The 21406-nt window shown below is 72.9% G+C and carries 17 protein-coding genes; 14 read left to right on the top strand and 3 right to left on the bottom strand.

What is annotated here, in order from left to right; all coding sequences use genetic code 11:
* The first annotated feature begins 92 nt into the window (after positions 1–92).
* From DEJ43_RS26255 to DEJ43_RS26190, 14 genes are all read left to right on the top strand, one after another.
* On the top strand, positions 93–4001 hold the full coding sequence (locus DEJ43_RS26255) for a sensor histidine kinase (protein WP_015036422.1): 3909 nt from the start codon (positions 93–95) through the stop codon (positions 3999–4001).
* Between the two features lie 9 nt (positions 4002–4010).
* A complete protein-coding gene (locus DEJ43_RS26250) occupies positions 4011–4424 on the top strand; it encodes a roadblock/LC7 domain-containing protein (RefSeq protein ID WP_015036421.1) in 414 nt (137 codons plus the stop codon).
* A 159-nt stretch (positions 4425–4583) separates the two neighbouring features.
* Positions 4584–4988, top strand: coding sequence for a DUF742 domain-containing protein (locus DEJ43_RS26245; RefSeq protein WP_015036420.1), 405 nt, complete (start codon positions 4584–4586; stop codon positions 4986–4988).
* On the top strand, positions 4969–5550 hold the full coding sequence (locus DEJ43_RS26240; RefSeq protein ID WP_015036419.1) for a GTP-binding protein: 582 nt from the start codon (positions 4969–4971) through the stop codon (positions 5548–5550). The genes DEJ43_RS26245 and DEJ43_RS26240 overlap by 20 nt, the downstream gene beginning before the upstream one ends.
* Positions 5551–5889: 339 nt before the next feature.
* On the top strand, positions 5890–9192 hold the full coding sequence (locus DEJ43_RS26235; protein ID WP_015036417.1) for a sensor histidine kinase: 3303 nt from the start codon (positions 5890–5892) through the stop codon (positions 9190–9192).
* A 7-nt stretch (positions 9193–9199) separates the two neighbouring features.
* Positions 9200–9613, top strand: coding sequence for a roadblock/LC7 domain-containing protein (locus DEJ43_RS26230; protein ID WP_026057603.1), 414 nt, complete (start codon positions 9200–9202; stop codon positions 9611–9613).
* 91 nt (positions 9614–9704) lie between these two features.
* On the top strand, positions 9705–10259 hold the full coding sequence (locus tag DEJ43_RS26225) for a DUF742 domain-containing protein (RefSeq protein ID WP_015036415.1): 555 nt from the start codon (positions 9705–9707) through the stop codon (positions 10257–10259).
* A complete protein-coding gene (locus tag DEJ43_RS26220; RefSeq protein ID WP_015036414.1) occupies positions 10240–10821 on the top strand; it encodes a GTP-binding protein in 582 nt (193 codons plus the stop codon). Before DEJ43_RS26225 ends, DEJ43_RS26220 begins: the two co-directional genes overlap by 20 nt.
* A 124-nt stretch (positions 10822–10945) precedes the next feature.
* Positions 10946–11947 (top strand): serine/threonine-protein kinase, encoded by a 1002-nt coding sequence (locus DEJ43_RS26215; protein ID WP_015036413.1) that lies wholly within the window; start codon positions 10946–10948, stop codon positions 11945–11947.
* A complete protein-coding gene (locus DEJ43_RS26210; RefSeq protein ID WP_015036412.1) occupies positions 11937–12458 on the top strand; it encodes a hypothetical protein in 522 nt (173 codons plus the stop codon). Before DEJ43_RS26215 ends, DEJ43_RS26210 begins: the two co-directional genes overlap by 11 nt.
* A 4-nt stretch (positions 12459–12462) precedes the next feature.
* Positions 12463–13629, top strand: coding sequence for a hypothetical protein (locus tag DEJ43_RS38610; protein ID WP_015036411.1), 1167 nt, complete (start codon positions 12463–12465; stop codon positions 13627–13629).
* A gap of 82 nt (positions 13630–13711) precedes the next feature.
* The gene (locus DEJ43_RS26200; protein WP_015036410.1) at positions 13712–14500 is read left to right on the top strand and encodes a vWA domain-containing protein; all 789 of its coding nucleotides are present in this window, start codon (positions 13712–13714) and stop codon (positions 14498–14500) included.
* Positions 14497–15360: a PP2C family serine/threonine-protein phosphatase gene (locus tag DEJ43_RS26195; RefSeq protein ID WP_015036409.1), complete on the top strand. Its 864-nt coding sequence runs from the start codon at positions 14497–14499 to the stop codon at positions 15358–15360. The genes DEJ43_RS26200 and DEJ43_RS26195 overlap by 4 nt, the downstream gene beginning before the upstream one ends.
* On the top strand, positions 15357–16961 hold the full coding sequence (locus DEJ43_RS26190; protein ID WP_015036408.1) for a putative lipoprotein: 1605 nt from the start codon (positions 15357–15359) through the stop codon (positions 16959–16961). Before DEJ43_RS26195 ends, DEJ43_RS26190 begins: the two co-directional genes overlap by 4 nt.
* A 70-nt stretch (positions 16962–17031) precedes the next feature.
* On the opposite strand, the gene DEJ43_RS26185 is transcribed toward DEJ43_RS26190, so the two are convergent.
* The 3 genes from DEJ43_RS26185 to DEJ43_RS26175 form a co-directional block, all read right to left on the bottom strand.
* Positions 17032–17235 carry an acyl-CoA carboxylase subunit epsilon gene (locus DEJ43_RS26185; protein ID WP_015036407.1) on the bottom strand — a complete coding sequence of 68 codons (204 nt, stop codon included), beginning with the start codon at positions 17233–17235 and terminating at the stop codon, positions 17032–17034.
* 14 nt (positions 17236–17249) lie between these two features.
* The gene (locus DEJ43_RS26180; protein ID WP_015036406.1) at positions 17250–18833 is read right to left on the bottom strand and encodes an acyl-CoA carboxylase subunit beta; all 1584 of its coding nucleotides are present in this window, start codon (positions 18831–18833) and stop codon (positions 17250–17252) included.
* A gap of 163 nt (positions 18834–18996) precedes the next feature.
* The gene (locus DEJ43_RS26175) at positions 18997–21333 is read right to left on the bottom strand and encodes a polysaccharide lyase 8 family protein (RefSeq protein ID WP_041662903.1); all 2337 of its coding nucleotides are present in this window, start codon (positions 21331–21333) and stop codon (positions 18997–18999) included.
* Positions 21334–21406 lie beyond the last annotated feature (73 nt).

Below are 21406 nucleotides of genomic sequence, written 5' to 3'. Positions count from 1 at the left end.
ACCACCTGGGGTGCTCCACACACCCCGATTGACGCCGACACCGTCCTCTCCGTTCATCCGGAAGGACGCCTGGTCCAGAGGTTGCGACGCTAGTGCAGGGACGTTTCAAGAGGGATGGCTCGGGGTCTCCCCAGGCCCGCCAGGGCCGCGCGGATGCTCCGGCGGAGCAGGAACCGCGCGCCGGGACCGACCGCGGTCCCTCGGCCTCGCACACCCCGAACCAGGGTCAGGGACCGTCCGGCGACGGCGGTGACGGCGGCAGGCGCACCAGCGCCGCGGCCGCTTCCGCCGAGCCGTCCGAGGCACCCCCGAAGGCCCGGGCCGAGAACGAGGTCGGCCCGCGAATAGCCCTGCGCAACTGGCGCATCTCCACCCGTTTGGTCGCGCTCCTCACCCTCCCCGTGGTCGCCGCGACCACCCTGGGCGGCATCCGCATCAGCGAGTCGCTCCAGGACATGGAGCAGCTCGACCACATGCAGCTGCTCACCAAGCTGACCCGTGAGGCGACCGACCTCGCCCAGGCCCTGCAGTCCGAGCGCGACCTGTCCGCCGGTCCGCTGGCCAACGGCCGCCCGGTCAGCGACTACCAGGTCGCCAACCCGCGCCGTAAGACGGACCGCGAGTACAAGGCCTTCCTGGAGGCCACCGAGGACATCCCGGCCACCGAGGGCGACGAGGCCCTGCGCAGCATCCGGCAGAACGTCAGCCAGATCGCCTCGCAGGTCATCCAGCTGAACACCATCCGGGGCAACGCCTACGAGAAGGGCGTCTCCCACTCGGTGACGGTCGAGGCCTACAGCCGCCTCATCCGCTCGCTGCTCAGCCTCTCGCAGGACATGGCGCAGGCGACCAGCAACCCCGAGATGATCAAGCGGACCCGCGCGCTCGCCGCGTTCTCGTCCGCCAAGGAGTACGCCTCCATCCAGCAGGCGATCATCGCGGCGGCGCTGCCCGCCGGCGACAAGACCTCCGGCTCCATCCAGCAGGGTGACCGGCTGTACGGCGAGGCCGCCCTCAACTCCGAGGGCGTCGAGCTCAAGTCCTTCCAGGCGATCTACGAGTCGACCGGTGGTGACGCCACCGAGCGGACCGCGTCCCTCAACACCGGCAACCCGTCGATCACCGCCGCGGAGAAGTACGCCGAGCGCGTCCTCAACATGGACGACGCCATGCAGAGCGGCCCCAAGCGCGGCCACCTCAACTTCACCGACGAGTACGGCACCAAGATCGCCGCCATGAACCGCATCGAGCGCGGTCTGCTCGGCGACATGGAGACGATGGCCCGTGAACTGCGGCAGGAGTCGCAGCGCGACGCCATCATCAACGGTGCGCTGATCCTCCTCGTCCTCGGCGTCTCGCTCATCGGCGCCTTCGTCGTGGCCCGGTCCATGATCCGCTCGCTGCGCCGGCTCCAGGACACCGCGACCAAGGTCGCCCAGGAACGCCTGCCCGAGCTCGTCAAGCAGCTCTCCGAGTCCGACCCGCAGGACGTCGACACCTCCGTCGAGTCCGTCGGTGTGCACTCCCGGGACGAGATCGGCCAGGTGGCCGCGGCCTTCGACGACGTGCACCGCGAGGCCGTCCGCCTCGCCGCCGAGCAGGCCCTCCTCCGGGGCAACGTCAACGCGATGTTCACCAACCTCTCGCGGCGCTCCCAGGGCCTCATCCAGCGCCAGCTCTCGCTCATCTCCGAGCTGGAGTCCCGCGAGGCCGACCCGGACCAGCTGTCCTCGCTCTTCAAGCTCGACCACCTCGCGACGCGCATGCGCCGTAACGGTGAGAACCTCCTCGTCCTCGCCGGTGAGGAGCCGGGCCGCCGCTGGACCCGCCCGGTCCCGCTGGTCGACGTGCTCCGCGCCGCCGCCTCCGAGGTGGAGCAGTACGAGCGCATCGAACTCGCCGCGGTCCCCGCGACCGAGGTCGCCGGCCGGGTCGTCAACGACCTCGTGCACCTCCTCGCCGAGCTCCTCGAGAACGCCACCTCGTTCTCCTCGCCGCAGACCAAGGTCCGCGTCACCGGTCACGCGCTGCCCGACGGCCGGGTGCTCGTCGAGATCCACGACACCGGCATCGGCCTCTCCCCCGAGGACCTCGCCGCGATCAACGAGCGGCTCGCCTCGCCGCCCACCGTGGACGTCTCCGTCTCCCGCCGCATGGGTCTGTTCGTGGTCGGCCGCCTGTCCCTGCGACACGGCATCCGCATCCAGCTGCGCCCCTCCGACTCGGGCGGCACCACCGCGCTCGTCATGCTGCCGGTCGACGTCGCCCAGGGCGGCAAGAAGCCCCCGATGCCCAAGCCGGGTGCCGGTGGCCAGGGCGCCGTGCCGCAGGGTTCCGGCGCTCCCGGCGGCCGGCTGCCCGCCGGTCCCGGCGCTGCCGGCGGCCCCGGCGGCCGTCCGGGCCAGGGCGGTGCGCCCTCGGCGACGGCCGGACGCCTCGGTACGGGCGCCGGCGCGCCGCGCGGTCAGGTCGGTACGAGCGGTCCCCGGGCCGCGCTGCCCGCCCGTGACGGTGCCCCGCTCGCGGGCGGCCCGCAGGGCGCCCCGCAGTCCCGCACCCCGCAGCCGCAGAACGCCCAGCTCGACCGGACCGGTCAGCTGCCGCAGATCCCGCAGGCGCCGCAGGCCCCGCAGGGCTCCGAGCCGCTGCGGCCGGGCCCCGGCGGTGGCGGTCTCATCGGCGGCGCCGCGAGCGCCATCCCCTCCCGCACGGACGTGTGGGGCAGCCAGGGCGGGCCGCAGGCCGGACCCGGCGCGCCGCTGGGGACACCTCCCGGGCCGCAGGGCCAAGGGGGACAGGGCCGCCCGGGCCAGGCCCCGGGGGCCAACCAGCCCGGTGGGTACGAGTTCCCGCGCGCCGAGCTGCCCGGGGGCAACCCCCAGCCGCAGCGCCCGCAGGCCGCGAGCTGGGGCGACGACCAGGCCCGGCAGCCGGTCCGCCGCCCGCAGCAGGAGATGTCCCCGCTGGACGCCCCGCGCGGTCACGAGGACCCGGAGACGACGGGGTCGTTCGCGGCTCCGGCCCCGCAGGGCCCCGGTTCCACCGGCCAGTTCCCGCGTCCGGACTTCGGCGCCCCGCAGCAGAGCCCGCAGCAGCAGAACCAGCAGCAGGTCCCGCAGCCCCAGACGTACCAGGGCGGTGTCACCGACCCGGCGTCGACGGCGCAGTTCCCGCGTCCCGACTTCGGCGCGCCGCAGGGCCCCGGCTCCACCGGCCAGTTCCCCCGTCCGGACTTCGGCGCCCCGCAGCAGAACCAGCAGCAGAACCAGCAGCAGGGTCCCGGTGCCACCGGCCAGTTCCCGCGTCCGGACCTGAACGCCCCGCAGCAGCAGGGCTACCAGGGCGGCCAGCAGCAGCAGTTCGGCCGGCAGCCCTTCGTACCGCAGGCGCAGCAGCAGGCCCCGCAGCCGCCCGCTCCGCGTCAGCGCACCGGTGGCGGCAGCGGCGACTTCGGCGCCCCGCGCCCGGAGCCGGTCCAGCAGCAGCGTCCGCAGCAGCCGCAGCTCCAGCAGCCGCGCCGTCCGGAGGCGCTGCCGCCGGCCGGTGCGGGCGACGGCCGTACGCCGCTGTACGACACGCTGGAGACCAACTGGTTCCAGCAGGAGCAGGCACAGCAGCAGGCGGCGGCTCCGGCCGCGCCGCAGCAGGCCGCTCCGGCGCCCCGTCCGGCCGGTGACCCGGCCGACGGCCGCCAGAACGGCGGGGCCGCCTGGCGGACCTCGCCCAACGACGAGCTGGTGCGCCAGGCCGAGCGGGTGCGCAAGCCCGCGGCCGGCGGCGTCACCACCTCCGGCCTTCCCCGGCGCGTGCCGAAGGCCAACCTCGTACCCGGGACCGCCCAGGAGCAGGCCCACACGGCCGGCCCCCAGGTCTCGCGTGCACCCGATGACGTCCGCGGCCGGCTGACCAATCTGCGCCGCGGTATCCAGCAGGGCCGTCAGGCAGGTAACTCGACCACGGGTAATCACCACCTCGGTCCGAACCATCAGCAGGAGCGTTAGTTGAACGCGATGAGCCAGGCGGCGCAGAATCTGAACTGGTTGATCACCAACTTCGTGGACAACACCCCCGGGGTGTCCCACACGGTGGTGGTCTCCGCCGACGGACTCCTGCTGGCCATGTCCGAAGGATTCCCCCGCGACCGTGCCGACCAGCTGGCGGCGGTCGCGTCCGGGCTGACCTCGCTGACCGCGGGCGCGTCCCGGATCTTCGAGGGGGGCCCCGTCGCCCAGACCGTGGTGGAGATGGAGCGCGGCTTCCTCTTCCTCATGCAGGTCTCCGACGGATCCTCGCTGGCCGTGCTCGCGCACCCCGAGTGCGACATCGGCCTGGTGGGCTACGAGATGGCGCTGCTGGTCGACCGGGCCGGCAGCGTGCTCACCCCTGATCTCCGCGCGGAGCTCCAGGGCAGCCTGCTCCACTAGCCGGTCACGCAGTCCCGGACAGCTCCACCGCACGACCGACCGACAGGGCGGTACGCCCCTCCGTACCGCCCTGGCACCGTTCACCGTCCGGCCGCCCCACCCGGCCCCCCACCGGCCCCATCAGACGGCAGAGAGTTTGCTGTCACGCCCGGAGGATTCATGACCCCGCCCCCCGCCTCTCACGATCCGTACGGCGCCTCAGTCGACGAGTACGGACATGAGGGCGACCAGCCGCTGGTGCGTCCGTACGCGATGACCGGCGGCCGGACCCGGCCGCGCTACCAGCTCGCCATCGAGGCGCTGGTCAGCACCACGGCCGACCCGGCGCACCTCGCCACGCTGCTGCCGGAGCACCAGCGGATCTGCCACCTGTGCCGCGAGGTCAAGTCGGTGGCCGAGGTGTCGGCGCTGCTGAACATGCCGCTCGGTGTCGCCCGCATCCTCGTCGCCGACCTGGCGGAGGCCGGCATGGTGGCGATCCACCAGCCGGGCAACGGAGAGACCGGCGGCACGCCGGACGTGACTCTGCTCGAAAGGGTGCTCAGTGGACTTCGCAAGCTCTAGCGGCGGCGCGGCCCGGTCGACCACCAGCGCGAAGATCGTGGTGGCGGGTGGCTTCGGCGTGGGCAAGACCACGTTCGTCGGCGCCGTCTCGGAGATCAACCCGCTGCGTACCGAAGCCGTCATGACGTCCGCCTCCGCGGGCATCGACGACCTCACCCACACCGGCGACAAGACGACGACGACCGTCGCCATGGACTTCGGCCGCATCACCCTGGACCAGGACCTGATCCTGTACCTGTTCGGCACCCCCGGCCAGGACCGCTTCTGGTTCATGTGGGACGACCTGGTCCGCGGCGCCATCGGCGCCGTCGTCCTCGTCGACACCCGCCGCCTCGCCGACTGCTTCCCCGCCGTCGACTACTTCGAGAACAGCGGCCTGCCGTTCGTCATCGCCCTCAACGGCTTCGACGGCAACCAGCCCTACCAGCCCGAAGAAGTCCGCGAGGCCCTGCAGATCGGCCCCGACACCCCCATCATCACCACCGACGCCCGCCACCGCGCCGACGCCAAGAGCGCCCTCATCACGCTCGTCGAGCACGCCCTCATGGCCCGGCTCAAGTAGCCGGACCTCCGGGGCGGTTGTCATATGCCGTCGCCAGCGGCGGTCTGTGTCGTTCGACACGGCCGCCCGGGCGTTCATAACGTTTCGACAGAGAATTGGGGCGCCTCGGACACCCGACGCATCCGATCGGTGTCGCTGCGCTCACCTGAGCCCCGCCATTTGGCGGGGCTCGCTCTTTATGCCCGTTTTATACGAGGCCCGGACGGCTGAAGACGGCCGCATCCCACTGTTTGGAACCGACCCCCTTCACGTGCTGCAATTCATGAACTCCCGAGTAGTACGGCCCTGAACGAAACACCGGCACAACGTAGGTGCCGACGCCGAGAGGTTGTTGGTCGAGTGAGGCGAAGCAAGGAAAGCTCCGCGGAGCAGGAGACGCGGGGCAACTTCACGCCGCCGTCGCGCACAGCCGTGTCGCCCGCGGACGTGCCCGTCACGCCGCCGCCCACCGCGGCAGCCGCCACGGGAAGCTCCAGCAAGCTGTCGCCCCGCAACTGGCGGGTGCCCACCCGGCTGAACGCCATCCTCCTCATACCCGTGCTCGTCGGCCTCGTCATGGGCGGCTTCCAGGTCAAGGGGTCCATCGACACCTGGCAGGAGGCCCAGGACGCCGAGAAGACGGCGCTCATCGTGCGCGCCGCCTCGGAGTACAGCACCGCCCTGCTCAACGAGCGGGACCTCACCGCCGGCCCGCTGCTGGCCGCGCAGAGCCCCGAGGACCGCAAGGGCGAGGAGGTCACCAAGGCGTACGCCGCGACCGACGCCGCCAAGGTCAGGTTCGACGAGGCCGCGAAGAACCTGCCCTCGGGCCAGGGCCTCGAGCGCCGCCTGCGCCTCTTCCGCGACGAGGAGCCGAAGCTCGACGCGCTGCGCAAGGCCGCGTACAGCCGCTCCCTCGACCCGGTGAACACCCAGCTCCAGTACACCGGCGTCCAGCACTACCTCACCGAGTTCTCCAACGAGCTCGGCCTCGGCACCGGCAACATCACGGCCTACGGCCGCAGCGTCTACGCCATCCAGCTGGCCAAGGGCGCCGAGTCCCTCCAGCGCTCCATCGGCACCCAGCTCCTGGTACGCCCCAACCGGACCGAAGCCGTCTTCGCCCAGCAGTCCGTGGCGTTCAACTCGTACAACTACCTGGAGCAGATCGCCCTCGGCGAGTTCTCCTCCGGTGGTCTGCCCGAGGACGTCGAGCTGCTGAAGAAGGTCATGACGGCCAAGGCGACCGAGGGCGCCAAGCAGATGCAGGCCGCCGGCGTCGAGCTGCCCAAGGGCAAGGACGGCTCCGTCTACTCGGGCGTCGCCTCCGCGATCGGCACCGCCAAGAGCCCCGAGGCCCTCGCGGCCCTGAAGTCCAAGGGCATCACCGCCGAGACCTGGATGGCCGTCGCCACCGCCAAGTTCGAGGGCTACTCCGAGGTCGAGAAGGCGCTCGTCGACCGGGCCGTCGCCGAGGCCGCGAAGATCTCCGACGAGGCCAAGACGGACGCCTGGGTCAACGGTGGCATCGTCGTCATCGCCCTGCTCGCCGCCTTCATCCTCGCCGGGATGATGGCCCGCCAGATGAGCCGCTCGATGCAGCAGCTGCGCACCGCCGCCTTCGGCATCGCCGAGCAGCGCCTGCCGATGCTGGTCGACCAGCTCTCCCGCACCGAGCCGGGCCGCGTCGACACCCGCGTCCAGCCCATCCCGATCGACACCCAGGACGAGATCGGCGAGGTCGCCCGCGCCTTCGACCAGGTCCACCGCGAGGCCGTCCGGCTCGCCGCCGAGCAGGCCATGCTCCGGGGCAACGTCAACGCGATCTTCACCAACCTCTCGCGCCGCAACCAGTCGCTGATCGAGGGCCAGCTGACCCTCATCACCGACCTGGAGAACAACGAGGCCGACCCGGACCAGCTGGAGAACCTCTTCCGCCTGGACCACCTGGCGACCCGTATGCGCCGCAACGGCGAGAACCTCCTCGTCCTCGCCGGCGAGGAGCCGGGCCGCCGCTGGGACCAGCCGGTCCCGCTGGTCGACGTGATGCGCGCCGCCTCCTCCGAGGTGGAGCAGTACGAGCGCATCGAGCTGGCAGGCGTCCCCGAGGCCGAGATCCACGGCCAGGCCGTGACCGACCTCGTGCACCTGCTCGCCGAGCTCCTGGAGAACGCCACCACGTTCTCCTCCCCGCAGACCAAGGTCCGCGTCACCGCGACCCGTCTCCCCGACGGCCGCGTGATGGTCGAGATCCACGACAAGGGCATCGGCCTCACCGCCGAGGACTTCGCGGACATCAACCACAAGCTGGCCAACCCGCCGACCGTGGACGCCGCCGTCTCGCAGCGCATGGGCCTCTTCGTGGTCGGCCGCCTCGCGGACCGCCACGGCATCCGGGTCCAGCTGCGCCCCTCGGGCGAGCAGGCCGGTACGACCTCGCTGGTCATGCTGCCGGACGCGATCACCCACGGTGGCGGTGGCGAGCAGCCGATCCAGGACGACTTCACGGTCTCCCAGATCATTCCGCAGCAGCAGCAGAACGCCTTCGAGAGCGCCCCGCAGCAGCAGCAGCCGATGCTGACCGCCGCCGACCTCGGCTTCGACGACTCGCGCTACGAGCAGCCGGCCGAGGAGGAGCGTCCGCTCGACCCGGTCGACCGTTCGCTGAAGCGCGAGGGCCGGCGGGCCGCCCTGGAGGCGCAGGCGCAGGGCGGCGACCGCCCGCTCTTCCGCGACGAGGCGCCGGCCGAGGAGTACGGGCAGCAGCCCCAGCAGGCCCACGAGTACCCGACGGAGCAGTACGCCCCGGCGCAGGACTACGGGCAGCAGCAGCCCCAGCATGCTCAGGAGTACCCGGGCGAGCAGTACGCCCCGGCCCAGGAGTACGGGCAGCAGCAGACGCAGGAGTACGGCCAGGAGTACGCGGCCGGATACCCGCAGCAGCAGGACGGCTACGGGTACCCGCAGCAGGGCTACGAGGCGTACCCCCAGCAGGGCTATGCGGAAGCTTCGTACGAGGCCCCGGAGACCGAACACCAGCAGTACGGCAATGCGTTCGAACCCCAGTCCCACCAGGCAGAGTGGCAGGATCAGAGCGCTTACCAGGGCGGCTACCAGCAGCCGTACGGAGCGGAATCGGAATCTGCTCCGAGCGCTCCCGAACAGGGCCGCGACCGCGTAGGCTTCGACCGTCCGGGTCCGACCCCGAATGCCGCCCCGGACGCCGGTCACGCGCTGACCGACGCCGGACTGCCGCGCCGCGGCAGCGTCGCCTCGCCGACCCAGCAGGCGCCGCAGCAGCAGGCACCGCAGCAGGCGAAGCCCGCGCAGCCGGCGCAGGAGCAGCAGCAGAACGAGGCCGACACCGACGACGAATGGCGCTCGACCAACGACGAGCGCTGGCAGCGGGCGGGGAAGCTCAAGGACCCGAAGGCCGGCGGGGTCACCTCGTCCGGACTCCCCCGCCGGGTCCCGAAGGCCAACCTGGTCGAGGGCACGGCGGAGCAGACCCCGCAGGGCGGCCCCCAGGTCTCCCGCGCACCCGAGGACGTCCGGGGCAGGTTGAGCAACCTGCGCCGGGGTGTCCAGCAGGGACGCAGCGCGGGAACGGACACGAACGGATCGGGCCTCGGCCCGGGCAGTACCTACAACCAGGAGCGTTAGTGTGAGCATGAGCCAGGCGGCGCAGAATCTGAACTGGTTGATCACCAACTTCGTGGACAACACCCCCGGGGTGTCGCACACGGTGGTGGTCTCCGCCGACGGACTCCTGCTGGCGATGTCCGAGGGCTTCCCCCGGGACCGCGCCGACCAGCTGGCCGCCGTCGCCTCCGGACTGACCTCGCTGACCGCGGGCGCGTCCCGGATCTTCGAGGGCGGTGCGGTCAATCAGACCGTGGTGGAGATGGAGCGCGGCTTCCTCTTCATCATGTCGATCTCGGACGGCTCCTCGCTGGCCGTGCTCGCGCACCCGGAGGCCGACATCGGCCTCGTGGGCTACGAGATGGCACTGCTCGTGGACCGCGCGGGCACCGTCCTGACTCCCGACCTCCGGGCGGAGCTCCAGGGAAGTCTTCTCAACTAACAGACAGACAGTGCGTTTCGCGCCACCGCCCCGTAGGGTGCGGTGGCGCGGTCCAAGGGACATGGACCGCGAGGCAGTCGGAGGAGGAGACGTGGGAACACCACCGGGCCAAGGCCCTTACAACGGTTATGACGCGCACCAGGCGCCGCTGGGCGACACCGCGCAGAACCGGTTCAACTTTCCCTCCGCCCCGAGCAGACAGGGTGCGTCGCAGCCCTATCAGCAGCCTCAGGGACCGTCCGCGGGCGCGCACCGCGCCACCCGCGCCCCGTCGGCGGCCGGCTCCAGCAGTGCGGGCGGCGGCCACAACCCGCTGGTGCGTCCGTACGCGATGACCGGCGGCCGGACCCGGCCGCGCTACCAGCTCGCCATCGAGGCGCTGGTCAGCACGACCGCCGATCCGTCCAGGCTGCAGGGGCAGTTGCCCGAGCACCAGCGGATCTGCCGGCTCTGCTTCGAGATCAAGTCGGTCGCGGAGATCTCGGCCCTTCTCTCCATCCCCCTCGGCGTCGCCCGAATCCTCGTCGCCGACCTGGCCGAGGCCGGACTCGTCGCCATCCACCAGCCGGGCGGCGACGAGGCCGCCGGCGGTCAGCCAGACGTGACACTGCTCGAAAGGGTGCTCAGTGGACTTCGCAAGCTCTAGCGGCGGCGCGGCCCGTTCAACCACCAGCGCGAAGATCGTGGTGGCGGGTGGCTTCGGCGTGGGCAAGACCACGTTCGTCGGCGCCGTCTCGGAGATCAACCCGCTGCGTACCGAAGCCGTCATGACGTCCGCCTCCGCGGGCATCGACGACCTCACCCACACCGGCGACAAGACGACGACGACCGTCGCCATGGACTTCGGCCGCATCACCCTGGACCAGGACCTGATCCTGTACCTGTTCGGCACCCCCGGCCAGGACCGCTTCTGGTTCATGTGGGACGACCTGGTCCGCGGCGCCATCGGCGCCGTCGTCCTCGTCGACACCCGCCGCCTCGCCGACTGCTTCCCCGCCGTCGACTACTTCGAGAACAGCGGCCTGCCGTTCGTCATCGCCCTCAACGGCTTCGACGGCAACCAGCCCTACCAGCCCGAAGAAGTCCGCGAGGCCCTGCAGATCGGCCCCGACACCCCCATCATCACCACCGACGCCCGCCACCGCGCCGACGCCAAGAGCGCCCTCATCACGCTCGTCGAGCACGCCCTCATGGCCCGGCTCCGGTAGCTGTCCCCCGGCGTCCAGGTACCGAAGGCCGCGTTCCCCCCGGGGAGCGCGGCCTTCGGCGTGAAACCGCCACCAGGATCCCGCGCGTCCACTACGTTGTCCGGGGGACCTCGGGGGAGGAAGCATGAGCTCGTACGACGGGACGGACCGCATCGGTCCCTTCGACGTGGTGCGCGTCCTCGGCGACGGGGGAATGGGCAAGGTCTACCTCTGCCGCACCCGGGCCGGCCAGCGGGTCGCGGTCAAGGTGATCCGCCGCGAACTGGCCGACATCCACGAGATCAGGGCGCGGTTCAACCGCGAGGTGCACGCCCTCCGGGACGTCCACAGCCCCTACACCGTCCCGGTCTACGCCGCGGAGACGATCACCCCGCCCCTCTGGCTCGCCACCCGGTACGTGGCCGGGCCCACCCTGGAGGCCAGGGTGGTCGAGCAGGGGCCGCTGACCGAACGGCAGGTCGCCGAGCTCGGCGCCATGCTCGCCGAGGCGCTCGCCGAGGTGCACGCGCGCGGGGTCATCCACCGCGACGTCAAGCCCGCCAACATCATCCTGGAGAGCGGCGAACCGCGGCTCATCGACTTCGGCATCGCCCGGACCACGAAGGGGACGCGGGGGCTCACCCTGCCGGGCACGATCCTCGGCACCCACGGCTACATGGCGCCCGAGCAGCTCATGGGGCAGGAACCGACCGCCGCGGTCGACGTGTTCGCGCTCGGCGCCGTCCTCGCCTACGCGGCGACCGGCCGGCCCCCGTTCGGCACCGGCCAGCCCGCGAGCATCCGCATCCTCCAGGGGGCGCCGCCCCGGCTCACCGGCGTCCCGGGGGCGCTCGGCGCGCTCATCACCGCCTGCCTGGCACCCGGGCGGAACGACCGGCCGCTGCCCTCCCAGGTCCTGAGCGTGCTCGGCGCCCTCCTGGCGCCCGAGCCCTCCGCCGACGACACCGACGGCACGGTGCCCCGGCAGCGGACCGTGCCGGTGCCCGATCCGCCGCACCGCTGCCATGTGCCGGCGAAGCCCGGCGCCGGCGACCCGTGCGCGTTACGCCCCTTCGCCGCCCGGCTCCTCGACACGGGGCTGACCCGCTCCCTCCTCCGGAAGGCGGTTCTGCACGATGCCCGCTGAGCACCCTGGACCGGCCGGACCCGCCGGAGCCGCCGAGAGCGCCGAGCGCGTCCACGAACTGCGGGGCGGCTGGGAGCCGTTGGTACGGGAGTGGGCGCGCCGCCGCGGCGAACCCGTCGCCAGCGAGGACGGCGCCCTCTACCTGGAGACCACGGTCGGCGGCCCCGCCGGACCCCGGCTCACCGTCGACATCAGCCCCGCGGCCGGTTCCCTCGTGGTGGCCGTCACCGACGGGACCCTGGTCCCCGTGGACCGGCTCGCGCCCACCGCCGCCGCCGCGACCGCCTGGAACTCCCGCGAGGTGACCCCCACGGCGATCCTGGGCGACGAGCACAGCGAGGAACCACTGCTCTCCGCGGTCCTCGCCCTGCCGCTGGCCGCGCACCTGTCGGCCGACGGGTTCGCCGCGACCCTGGACCGGCTCCTCGACTCGGCGGTACGGCTGCTGCGGGAGTGCCACGACCTCGGCTTCGTGCTCCGGAGCACCGATGACCTCACCTCGTGGGAGTGACCGGATGGAATGGGCCGCCGTCGTGCTGACGGTCACGGTGATCCCCTTGATGGCGGCCCTCGCCATCATGTGGTCCAGCACGGGTTCCTGGCGCTCCGGCCGCTCGCGCCGGGCCCGCGAGGCCGAGGAGAGGCGGGAGGCCGAGATGCGACGCCAGGCGCAGGAGTGGCACGAGGCACAGGCCCGGCGGGACGCCCGGAAGCGGCGTGAGGCAGAGGCCCGGCGGGAGGCGCAGGAGCGGCACGAGGCCGAAGCCCGACGCGAGGCCCGGCTGAGGCGCGAGGCGCAGGAGCGGCACGAGACCGAGGCGCGCCGCGAGGCCGACCGGCAGCGCGAGGCGGAGGCCCGCCGGGGCGACCCGCGGCGCGAGGACGACGGTCGGCGCGAGGGCGACGGTCGGCGGGAGGGCGACGGTCGGCGGCGGTCCGGCGGAGGCCGGGCGGCCTCGCCCGGGCCCGAAGCCGGGCGTACGGCTCCGCCGGGCGCGGCCGCTCCCCCGGCGCGCCCCGCGGCCGGACCGGGCGCGGAGCCGGGCCGTCGCGGCCCGGCGGCCCCGTCCCCCGGCCTGGTGGGCGACCTGGTGCGGTGGGCCGGGCGGGCGCTGCTCGACACGGCCGCCGTCGTGCTGCCGCAGCGCACCGGGCCGGATCCGCAGGAGGCGCCCCCGGCGGCCGGTGCTTCCCGGGCGGACGGCACCGGGGGCGGCGACCCCGACGACCGCGCGCGGCACACCACGCCGCCGGGCGCCACGCCACGGTCCGAACCCCCGGCCGACCCGCGCTCCGAAACCCGCTCCGAGCCGGACTCCGAGCCGCGCCGGGTGCCGCACGAGGAGCCGCGCCGGCTTCCGTCCGCCGAGACCCATTCCGTACCGGGGACCGAACCGCCGCTGCCCCTTCCCGCCGGGGGCGGGCCGGCCGGCGAGCCCGCCCGGCAGGCGCTCCATGGCGGCGGCGACCGCGACACCGTGGCGCTCGGCGGCGGGCAGCGGTTCGTCGTCACGGCCGCGACCTGGTTGCGCCCCGAGGGCTACGTCGAGTGGGAGGGCGCCCTGTGCCGGGCCCGCTGGCAGGGCTCCGCATCGGCGTACCCGCGCCCCGGCGACCTCGTCCGCGTCACGGTGACACCGGACTCGGAGCCTCCCTCGCTGGTGGCCGGCCCGCTCCACTGACCTCCCCCACATCCGTACCGCTCGCACCGCACACCCCCCCACGACGCATGCCCATCCGTCCCCGTCGTTCCACGGAGTAGCCGTGTTTCCCACGCCTCAGCCCGACGAAGCCCCGCTCCCCGTGCCGTACATGGGCTTCGAGTTCGACAGCGCCCAGCGGCTGCCGCTCCTGCTCTGCCTGGACACCTCCTCCTCCCTGAGCCAGCACGGCGCCATCGACGCGCTCAACTCCGCGCTCACCTCCTGGGCGACGAGCCTCGTCGACGACATGGCGCTCAGCGCCGCCGTCGACGTCGCCGTCATCACCTTCGGCGGCAGCGACGGCATCACGGTCTGGCAGGGCTGCACCCCGCTCGGGACCACCGCGCCGGAGTGGCCCCACAGCCCGTTCGTCCCGGCCCACGAGTTCCGGCCGCCGGTGCTCCGCGCCAACGGCGTGACCCTGCTCGACCGGGCGCTGCGCCTGGCGATGGAGGTGGTCGCCGACTACAAGGCGGGGCTGCGCGCCGAGGGCCTGACGTACTACCGCCCGCAGATCTGCGTCGTCACCGACGGCTACCCCAGCGACATCCGCGGCAACTTCTCGTACGCCTACCGCGAGCTGCTGCCCGATCTGCGCAAGGCGGAGGAGGAGCAGCGCTTCCGGCTGTTCGCGGTCGGGGTCGGCGAGCGGCACACGGGCGCGGAGGGGGTCCTCCAGGAGCTGGCGCCGCACTACAACGCCTGGCTGGACGGCTTCCCGTTCGCGGAGCTGCTCACCGCGATGTCGCACAGCGCCAAGGCCACCCAGGGCGGCGCGGCGGAGGCCGAGTTCCAGGAGATCTTCGCCCGGCTGAAGCGTCGGCGCGGCGGTGGACAGGTCCCGGCGTGAGGCCGGCCGACGGGTCCCCCAAGGGCTGGCGGGTGCACGGCACGAGCGCGCAGGGCTACCGGCACCTCCGGGAGGGGACGCCCTGCCAGGACGCGTGGCGGTGCCGCGTCACCCCGTCGGGTCTGGTGCTCGCGGTGGCGGACGGCGCGGGGAGCGCGCCGTACTCCGGCGCGGGCTCCGCGCAGGTGGTGCAGCTGGCGACGCGGGCGTTCGAGCCGGTGGTCACGGCCTGGGAGCGGCTGCCGGACGCCCGGGCCCGCAAGGAGCAGCTGACGGAGGCGTTCCACCAGGTGCGGGACGCGTTCCTGCGGTGGTGCCAGGGTCCCCCCGGGCTCTACGCCACCACGCTGACGGTGGTGGTCCTCGCACCGGGCTGGCTCGGGCAGTTGTCGGTCGGCGACGGTCTCGTCGTCGTCCGCACCGACGGCGGTACGGGTCAGGGGGCGGCCGAGGAGGGCGCCGGGGCCCCGGCCGGGAACCCCATCGGCGGCGATCCCGCGCACCCCGCCTCGTACCACCTGCTGCCCCGCGCCCACACCGGCAGCGAGTACGCGAACGAGACCGTGTTCGTCGGCTCGCCCACCGCCCTCGACCAGCTCCGGGTGGACTGCGTCCGCGACGAGGGGGTCGAGGGGGTGCTGCTGTCCACGGACGGCCTGACCCACGCGCTGCTGCGGCGGGCCCCCTCCGGGCCCCCGCTGCCGCACGACGCCTTCCTCGGGCATCTCTTCGACCGGCTCGCCCGGCCCGACTACGAGCACGACGAGGAGGAACGAAGGCTCAAGGCCTTCCTCGGCTCGGACCAGATCACCCGGGTGACCGGGGACGACAAGACTCTCCTGTGGGCGATACGGACATGACTGCGGCTGACAACGACGACATCGGCGGGGCCGACCATCTGAACGCCCCCTTCCTGGTCCTCGGTGACGGCACGCGCGTCACCCGCGGACCCAAGCCGCTGGGCACCGGCGGCCAGGGCAGCGTGTGGGGGCTGAACGAGCGCCCCGACCTCGTGGCCAAGATCTACGACCGGCCACCGGACGACGCCCAGCTGCGCCGGATCGCGGCGATGCTCCGGGCCGACCCGCTGGCCGGGGAGGAACTGGCGCCGGGCCAGCCCCCGATGCTGGTCTGGCCGGTCGACGTGGTCGAGGCCGGCGCGCGGCCGGTCGGCTACGCCATGCCGCTCCTCGACCCGACGGAGCACACCTCGCTGAGCGGACTCCTCCAGAAGCGGGTGCGGCTGCGCAGGTTCGGCGGCCGGGCGCACTGGAAGTTCCTGCTCGCGGCGGCCTCGAACCTCGCGTACATGACGGCGGAGCTGCACCAGCAGCGTTTCGTCGTGGGGGACCTGTCGAGCTCCAACGCGGTCGTCGACCCGAACGGGTTCGTCACCTTCCTGGACTGCGACTCGTTCGCCTTCACCGACGCGCTGACCGGGGAGTCCTTCGGCAGCGACGTGTTCACCGACGACTACGCGGGGCCCGAGCGGTACTCCGGGGAGCCGCCGACCCGGCACTCGGACGACTTCGCGCTCGCCGTGCTCGTCTACCAGCTGCTCAGCGCCGGCAACCACCCGTTCGACGGGGCCCCGCTGCACGGCGCGGACGAGGCGACCCGCAAGGACAACATCCAGGCCGGTACGTCCTTCCTGGTCCACCCGGCGCGGGTGCGGACCCCGGGGCAGCTGCTGCCGCCCGAGGTGCTGCCGCCCCGGGTGGTGGAGCTCGCCCGGCGGGCGTTCGGGCCGGGCGTCCGGGACCCGCGGCGGCGGCCCTCGTCGGCGGCGTGGCTGGAGGCGCTGGACGAGGCGCGGTCGGGTGTCGTCCAGTGCGGGGTGGTGGCGGAGCACCACCACGGCGGCCATCTCACGTCCTGCCCGTGGTGCGCGCGCACCACGGGCGGCTATTCGGACCCGTTCGTCGAGGGCCCGGGCCGGTCGTCGGCGACGGGGCGGGCGGCGGGGGCGTCGGGGGCGGCTTCGAGGAGCGCGTCGGCCTCGTCCGGCGTGGGCCCGAAGGCGTCGGGGTCGGGCTGGATGGGGTCGTCCGGCTCGGCGGCGGCCTCGGGACGGGCCTCGTCGGGTACGGCGGCCTCGGGACCGGCCGCTGCCTCCGGTACGTCGGGTACGGCCGCCTCCTCGTCCGGACCGGCGGCTTCCGGCCCGGCGGCTTCCGGACCGGCGGCGTCAGGCCCAGCGGCTTCCGGCCCGGCGGCTTCGGCAGCGGCCCCGTCGGGTCCGTCCGCCTCTGCCGGTCCGTCCGCCTCCGCCGGCCAGGCGTGGACGGCGGGCGCGGCCCCGGACGGCGGTCAGGCCCCCGGCGCTCCCGACAAGCCCCCGGTCAAGCCCCTCACCAAGGGCGAGATCGCGCTCGGCTGCGCGGCGGTCCTGATCCTCCTCGCCATCATCGGCGCCCTGGTCTGGGGCGGCATCGTGCTCGTACAGGCACTGATGAACTAGGGGTCCGGGTACGGAGGAGGGCCGGACCCCGGTGTGTCACCGGGGTCCGGCCCTCGTTCCGCCGTACGGGTCAGCGCCAGCTGTGCGGCGCGCGGAAGCCGTGCTCGCGCTCCAGGCGGCGCCAGCCGGCCGTGGTGCGGCCGCGGTGGTCGCTCGCCGCGCCCTCGTCGGAACGGGAGGCGGCGCGGGCGAGCAGCACCGCGGTGATGGCGGCGAGCTCCTCGGGGTCGGCGTGGCCCTTCTCGACGCGGAGAAGATTGGCAGGCGTGGTCACGTGGATGACTCCTCTTACTGAGGCGGGTTGCCGTGCTTGCGGGACGGCAGGTCGGCGTGCTTGGTGCGGAGCATCGCGAGGGACCTGATGAGCACCTGGCGGGTGTCGGCGGGGTCGATGACGTCGTCGACCAGGCCGCGCTCCGCCGCGTAGTACGGGTGCATCAGCTCGGCCTTGTACTCCTTGACCATGCGGGCTCGCATGGCCTCGGGGTCCTCGGCCTCCGCGATCTGCTTGCGGAAGATCACGTTGGCGGCGCCCTCGGCGCCCATGACCGCGATTTCGTTGGTGGGCCAGGCGTACGTCAGGTCGGCGCCGATGGACTGGGAGTCCATGACGATGTAGGCGCCGCCGTAGGCCTTGCGCAGGATCAGCGAGATCCGGGGCACGGTCGCGTTGCAGTACGCGTAGAGCAGCTTCGCGCCGTGGCGGATGATTCCACCGTGCTCCTGGTCGACGCCGGGCAGGAAGCCGGGGACGTCCAAAAGGGTGATGATCGGGATGTTGAAGGCGTCGCAGAACTGCACGAAGCGGGCGGCCTTCTCGGAGGCCTCGATGTCGAGGACGCCGGCCAGCGTCTGGGGCTGGTTGGCGACGATGCCGACGACCTGGCCGTCGAGCCGGGCGAGGGCGCAGATGATGTTGCGGGCCCAGCGCTCGTGGATCTCCAGGTAGTCGCCGTCGTCGACGAGCTCCTCGATGACCTTGTGCATGTCGTACGGGCGGTTGCCGTCGGCCGGCACGAGGTCGAGCAGGACGTCGGAGCGGCGGTCGGCCGGGTCCTCGGAGGCGACGGCCGGGGGGTTCTCGCGGTTGTTCTGCGGGAGCATCGACAGGAGGTAGCGGACCTCCGCGATGCAGGTCTCCTCGTCGTCGTACGCGAAGTGGGAGACGCCGGAGACACCCGCGTGGACGTCGGCACCGCCGAGGCCGTTCTGGGTGATCTCCTCGCCGGTGACCGCCTTGACGACGTCCGGACCGGTGATGAACATCTGCGAGGTCTCACGGACCATGAACACGAAGTCCGTCAGCGCCGGACTGTAGGCCGCGCCACCCGCACACGGGCCGAGCATCACCGAGATCTGCGGGATCACACCCGACGCCCGGGTGTTGCGCTGGAAGATGCCGCCGTACCCCGCCAGCGCCGAGACGCCCTCCTGGATACGCGCACCCGCACCGTCGTTCAGCGACACCAGCGGAGCACCCGCCGCGATCGCCATGTCCATGATCTTGTGGATCTTCGTCGCGTGCGCCTCACCCAGCGCCCCGCCGAAGATCCGGAAATCATGCGCGTACACGAAGACCGTCCGGCCCTCCACCGTCCCCCAACCGGTGATCACACCATCGGTGTACGGCTTCTTCGCCTCCAGACCGAAACCCTGCGCACGATGCCGCCGCAGCTGCTCGACCTCGTTGAAGGAACCCGGGTCGAGCAGCAGCTCGATGCGCTCGCGCGCCGTCAGCTTGCCCTTCGCGCGCTGGGCCTCGGTCGCCCGGTCACTCGGGCCGCGGAGCGCCTGCTCGCGCAGGACGTGCAGCTCGGCCACACGGCCACGGGCGTCAGCGGGCTCGCTCGGGATCTGGTCCACAACGGTCATGTACCGACCCTACGAAGTCGAACAAGAAAACCCCGCCGTCGACTCCGTACAGTCTCCCGTGTCGAATCCTGGTGGGGCTGGACAGAACGACGCCCTGACCAGCCCGAGTCAACAGCCAGGTACCCCTCGTGTTTGTAGGGTCTCGACATGGACCTCGGTGGATCTAGACGAGCACCTCGCAACGATGGGTCGCCCCCTGGGTACCCGGGGTGATCCGCACCCGCAGCGAGCGGCCGGTGGCCAGGACCTCCACGGAGGGGTCGTGCGCGAGGACCCGGCGGACCGGACCGTCCCACACCAGCTCCAGGGGCTGCCCCGTGCGGAGCGGTTCGGAGACCCTCAGGTCGAGCACCGAGCGGCGCCGCCGGACGAGGACGCTCGCGGGCGCGGTGGCCGTGAGGCGTCCCACCGTACCGGCCTGCCAGAGGTTCGCGGCGGTCAGTCCGAGGGACGGAACGGCGATCGCCTGCCGCTCGGCCGTGTTGTCGAGAACGTGCAGCCAGCCGGGGTCGGCGGCGCGGGCCGCGAGCGTACGCCGGGAGGCGCCCGGCATCAGGAGGTACGCGTACCCGGCCGCGACCGGGTCCGTGCCGTGGTCCAGCCAGAGCGTCTGGTAGCGGCGGGTCCTGCGCTCGGTGGAGCTGGTGGTGTTGATGTCGCTCCAGGCCCCGGTGCGGTCCTCGCGCAGGGTGCGCAGGCCGTCGGCGCCGCCCGGGGCGGCGCCCCGGGGGAACACCCAGCCGCCGTGGCCCTCCAGATGGGCCCAGCCGGTGCCGGTCGTGAAGGCCTGGGTGCCGGACTCGCCGAGGAGGCGGTTGTCGACGATCGTCTCGACGGGCACGCCGTCGGTCGCGGTGATCCCGGCGCCGAGGCAGATCACCGCGTCGGCCGCGCAGAACCAGGACTTGCGGGCCTCAAGGGTGGAGCCGAGGCCCTTCAGGTGCTGGCCGATCGCCGCGTACTCGCCGTCGGTGGCCCCGCCGACCCAGCGCACGGCGGGCTTGGGCGCGCCCCACTCGCCGCCGGCCCGGTCGGCGAGCCGCCGGGTGGAGACGGTGGTCCCGGGCAGCCGGTACGGATCGACGGTCGGCCAGAACCAGTCGGTGTACTGGTCGCCCAGGCCGGGGGTCCACCAGGAGAGCATGCCGGCGCCGGTGTGCCAGCCGCGCGGGTTCTCGCCGTTGCCGCACTCGTAGTACGAGATCCGGTCCGATGCCATGGCGATGTTGGCGGCCCAGCCGGGGCGGCGGTGGACGGCCCGGTCCATGGCGGTGAAGAGCCGGTGGCCGGTGGGTTCGGGGGCGGCCGGGACGGGGGCGGCGGCCACGGCGTGCAGCCGGGCGAGGTCGGCGACGCCGAACTGCCGGGCGGACAGGATCGGGGAGACGGTGTCGCGCTGGATCCAGCCCTTCACGCGCGCGTGCCAGCGGTCGCGCTCGGCGGCGGAGGCGCCGCCCGCGAGCAGGGCGATGGCGGCGATGACGCCCTGGCCGTGGAAGTGGTCGGAGCGCATGATCCGCCGGTCGTCGTTCTTGAGGTACCCGCGGCTGATGGCACGTCCGTTGACGCTGTCCATCATCAGGCCGTCGTAGATGAGCGGCGCGTAGGCCTTCTCGACGCTGTCGAGGACGATCTGCCGGTTCGGGTCGGTGACGGCCCAGCTGGATCCGGCGAGCAGCGAGAAGAGGCGGCCGAGACCGTCGAGCATGACCTGCCCGTAGGTGCCGGAGTAGGCGATCCAGGTGTGCTGGACGAAGGAGCCGTCGGCGTAGAGGCCGTCGCCCCGGGTGACGTACGGGAAGACCGGCGAGAGCGCGTCGCGGGCGAGGGCGATCTTGGCGGGGCTTGCGCCGAGGACCCCGCGCAGGGCGACCGAACGGCAGAGGTCGACGCGGTTGGCGCCGGTGGAGGTGCCGGTGTAGTTGGTGAGCACCGAGTCGGGGACGAAGTGGTCGACGGCGGCGCAGGCGGCGGCGATCCGTTCGGCGCCGAGGTGCGGGTGGAGCGCGGCGACGATGTCCATGAGGAGGCGGGGGCTGCCGATCTGCCACTCCCACCAGTTGCCGTAGCGGGGGGCGCCCGCCCGGTAGACGGTGGCGGAGAGGTGGTCGAGGCCGCGCAGGACGTCGGCGAGCAGGCTCGCGTCGCCGGTGAGTCCGGTGCCGGGCTGTATGTACGCCTGGGTCATGGTCCACAGGCGGCTGTAGCTCTGGGTGATGCCGGCCGGCGGGTCGAAGGGGGCGTCCGGCCAGAGTGAGGTGGGGGTGGGCGCCATGCCGGTGCGGAAGGTCCGGGCAAGGGTGCCCGTCTCGGCGAGGCGGGAGGCATAGGGCTCGGCGGCGGCGTCGAAGCCGGAGCCGAGCTGGAGGTCGAGCCAGCGGAGCCGTAGCGCCTCGAACTCGTCCTCCGCCGCGTGGGCGGCGGAGGGGAGTCCGAGGGCGACCGCGGCCGCCGAGGCGGCGGTCAGGAAGGTGCGGCGGGACCAGGCGGGGACGGGCACGGGAGCCTCCCGGGGGAAGTGGTGGAGACCGTTCGGCGCCTGGTGTAACACCGGGTTTCCGACGCAATCAATG

This window comes from Streptomyces venezuelae ATCC 10712 (assembly GCF_008639165.1).
Classification (GTDB): Bacteria; Actinomycetota; Actinomycetes; order Streptomycetales; family Streptomycetaceae; genus Streptomyces; species Streptomyces venezuelae.
This window is presented reverse-complemented; position numbering and strand designations above follow the sequence as displayed.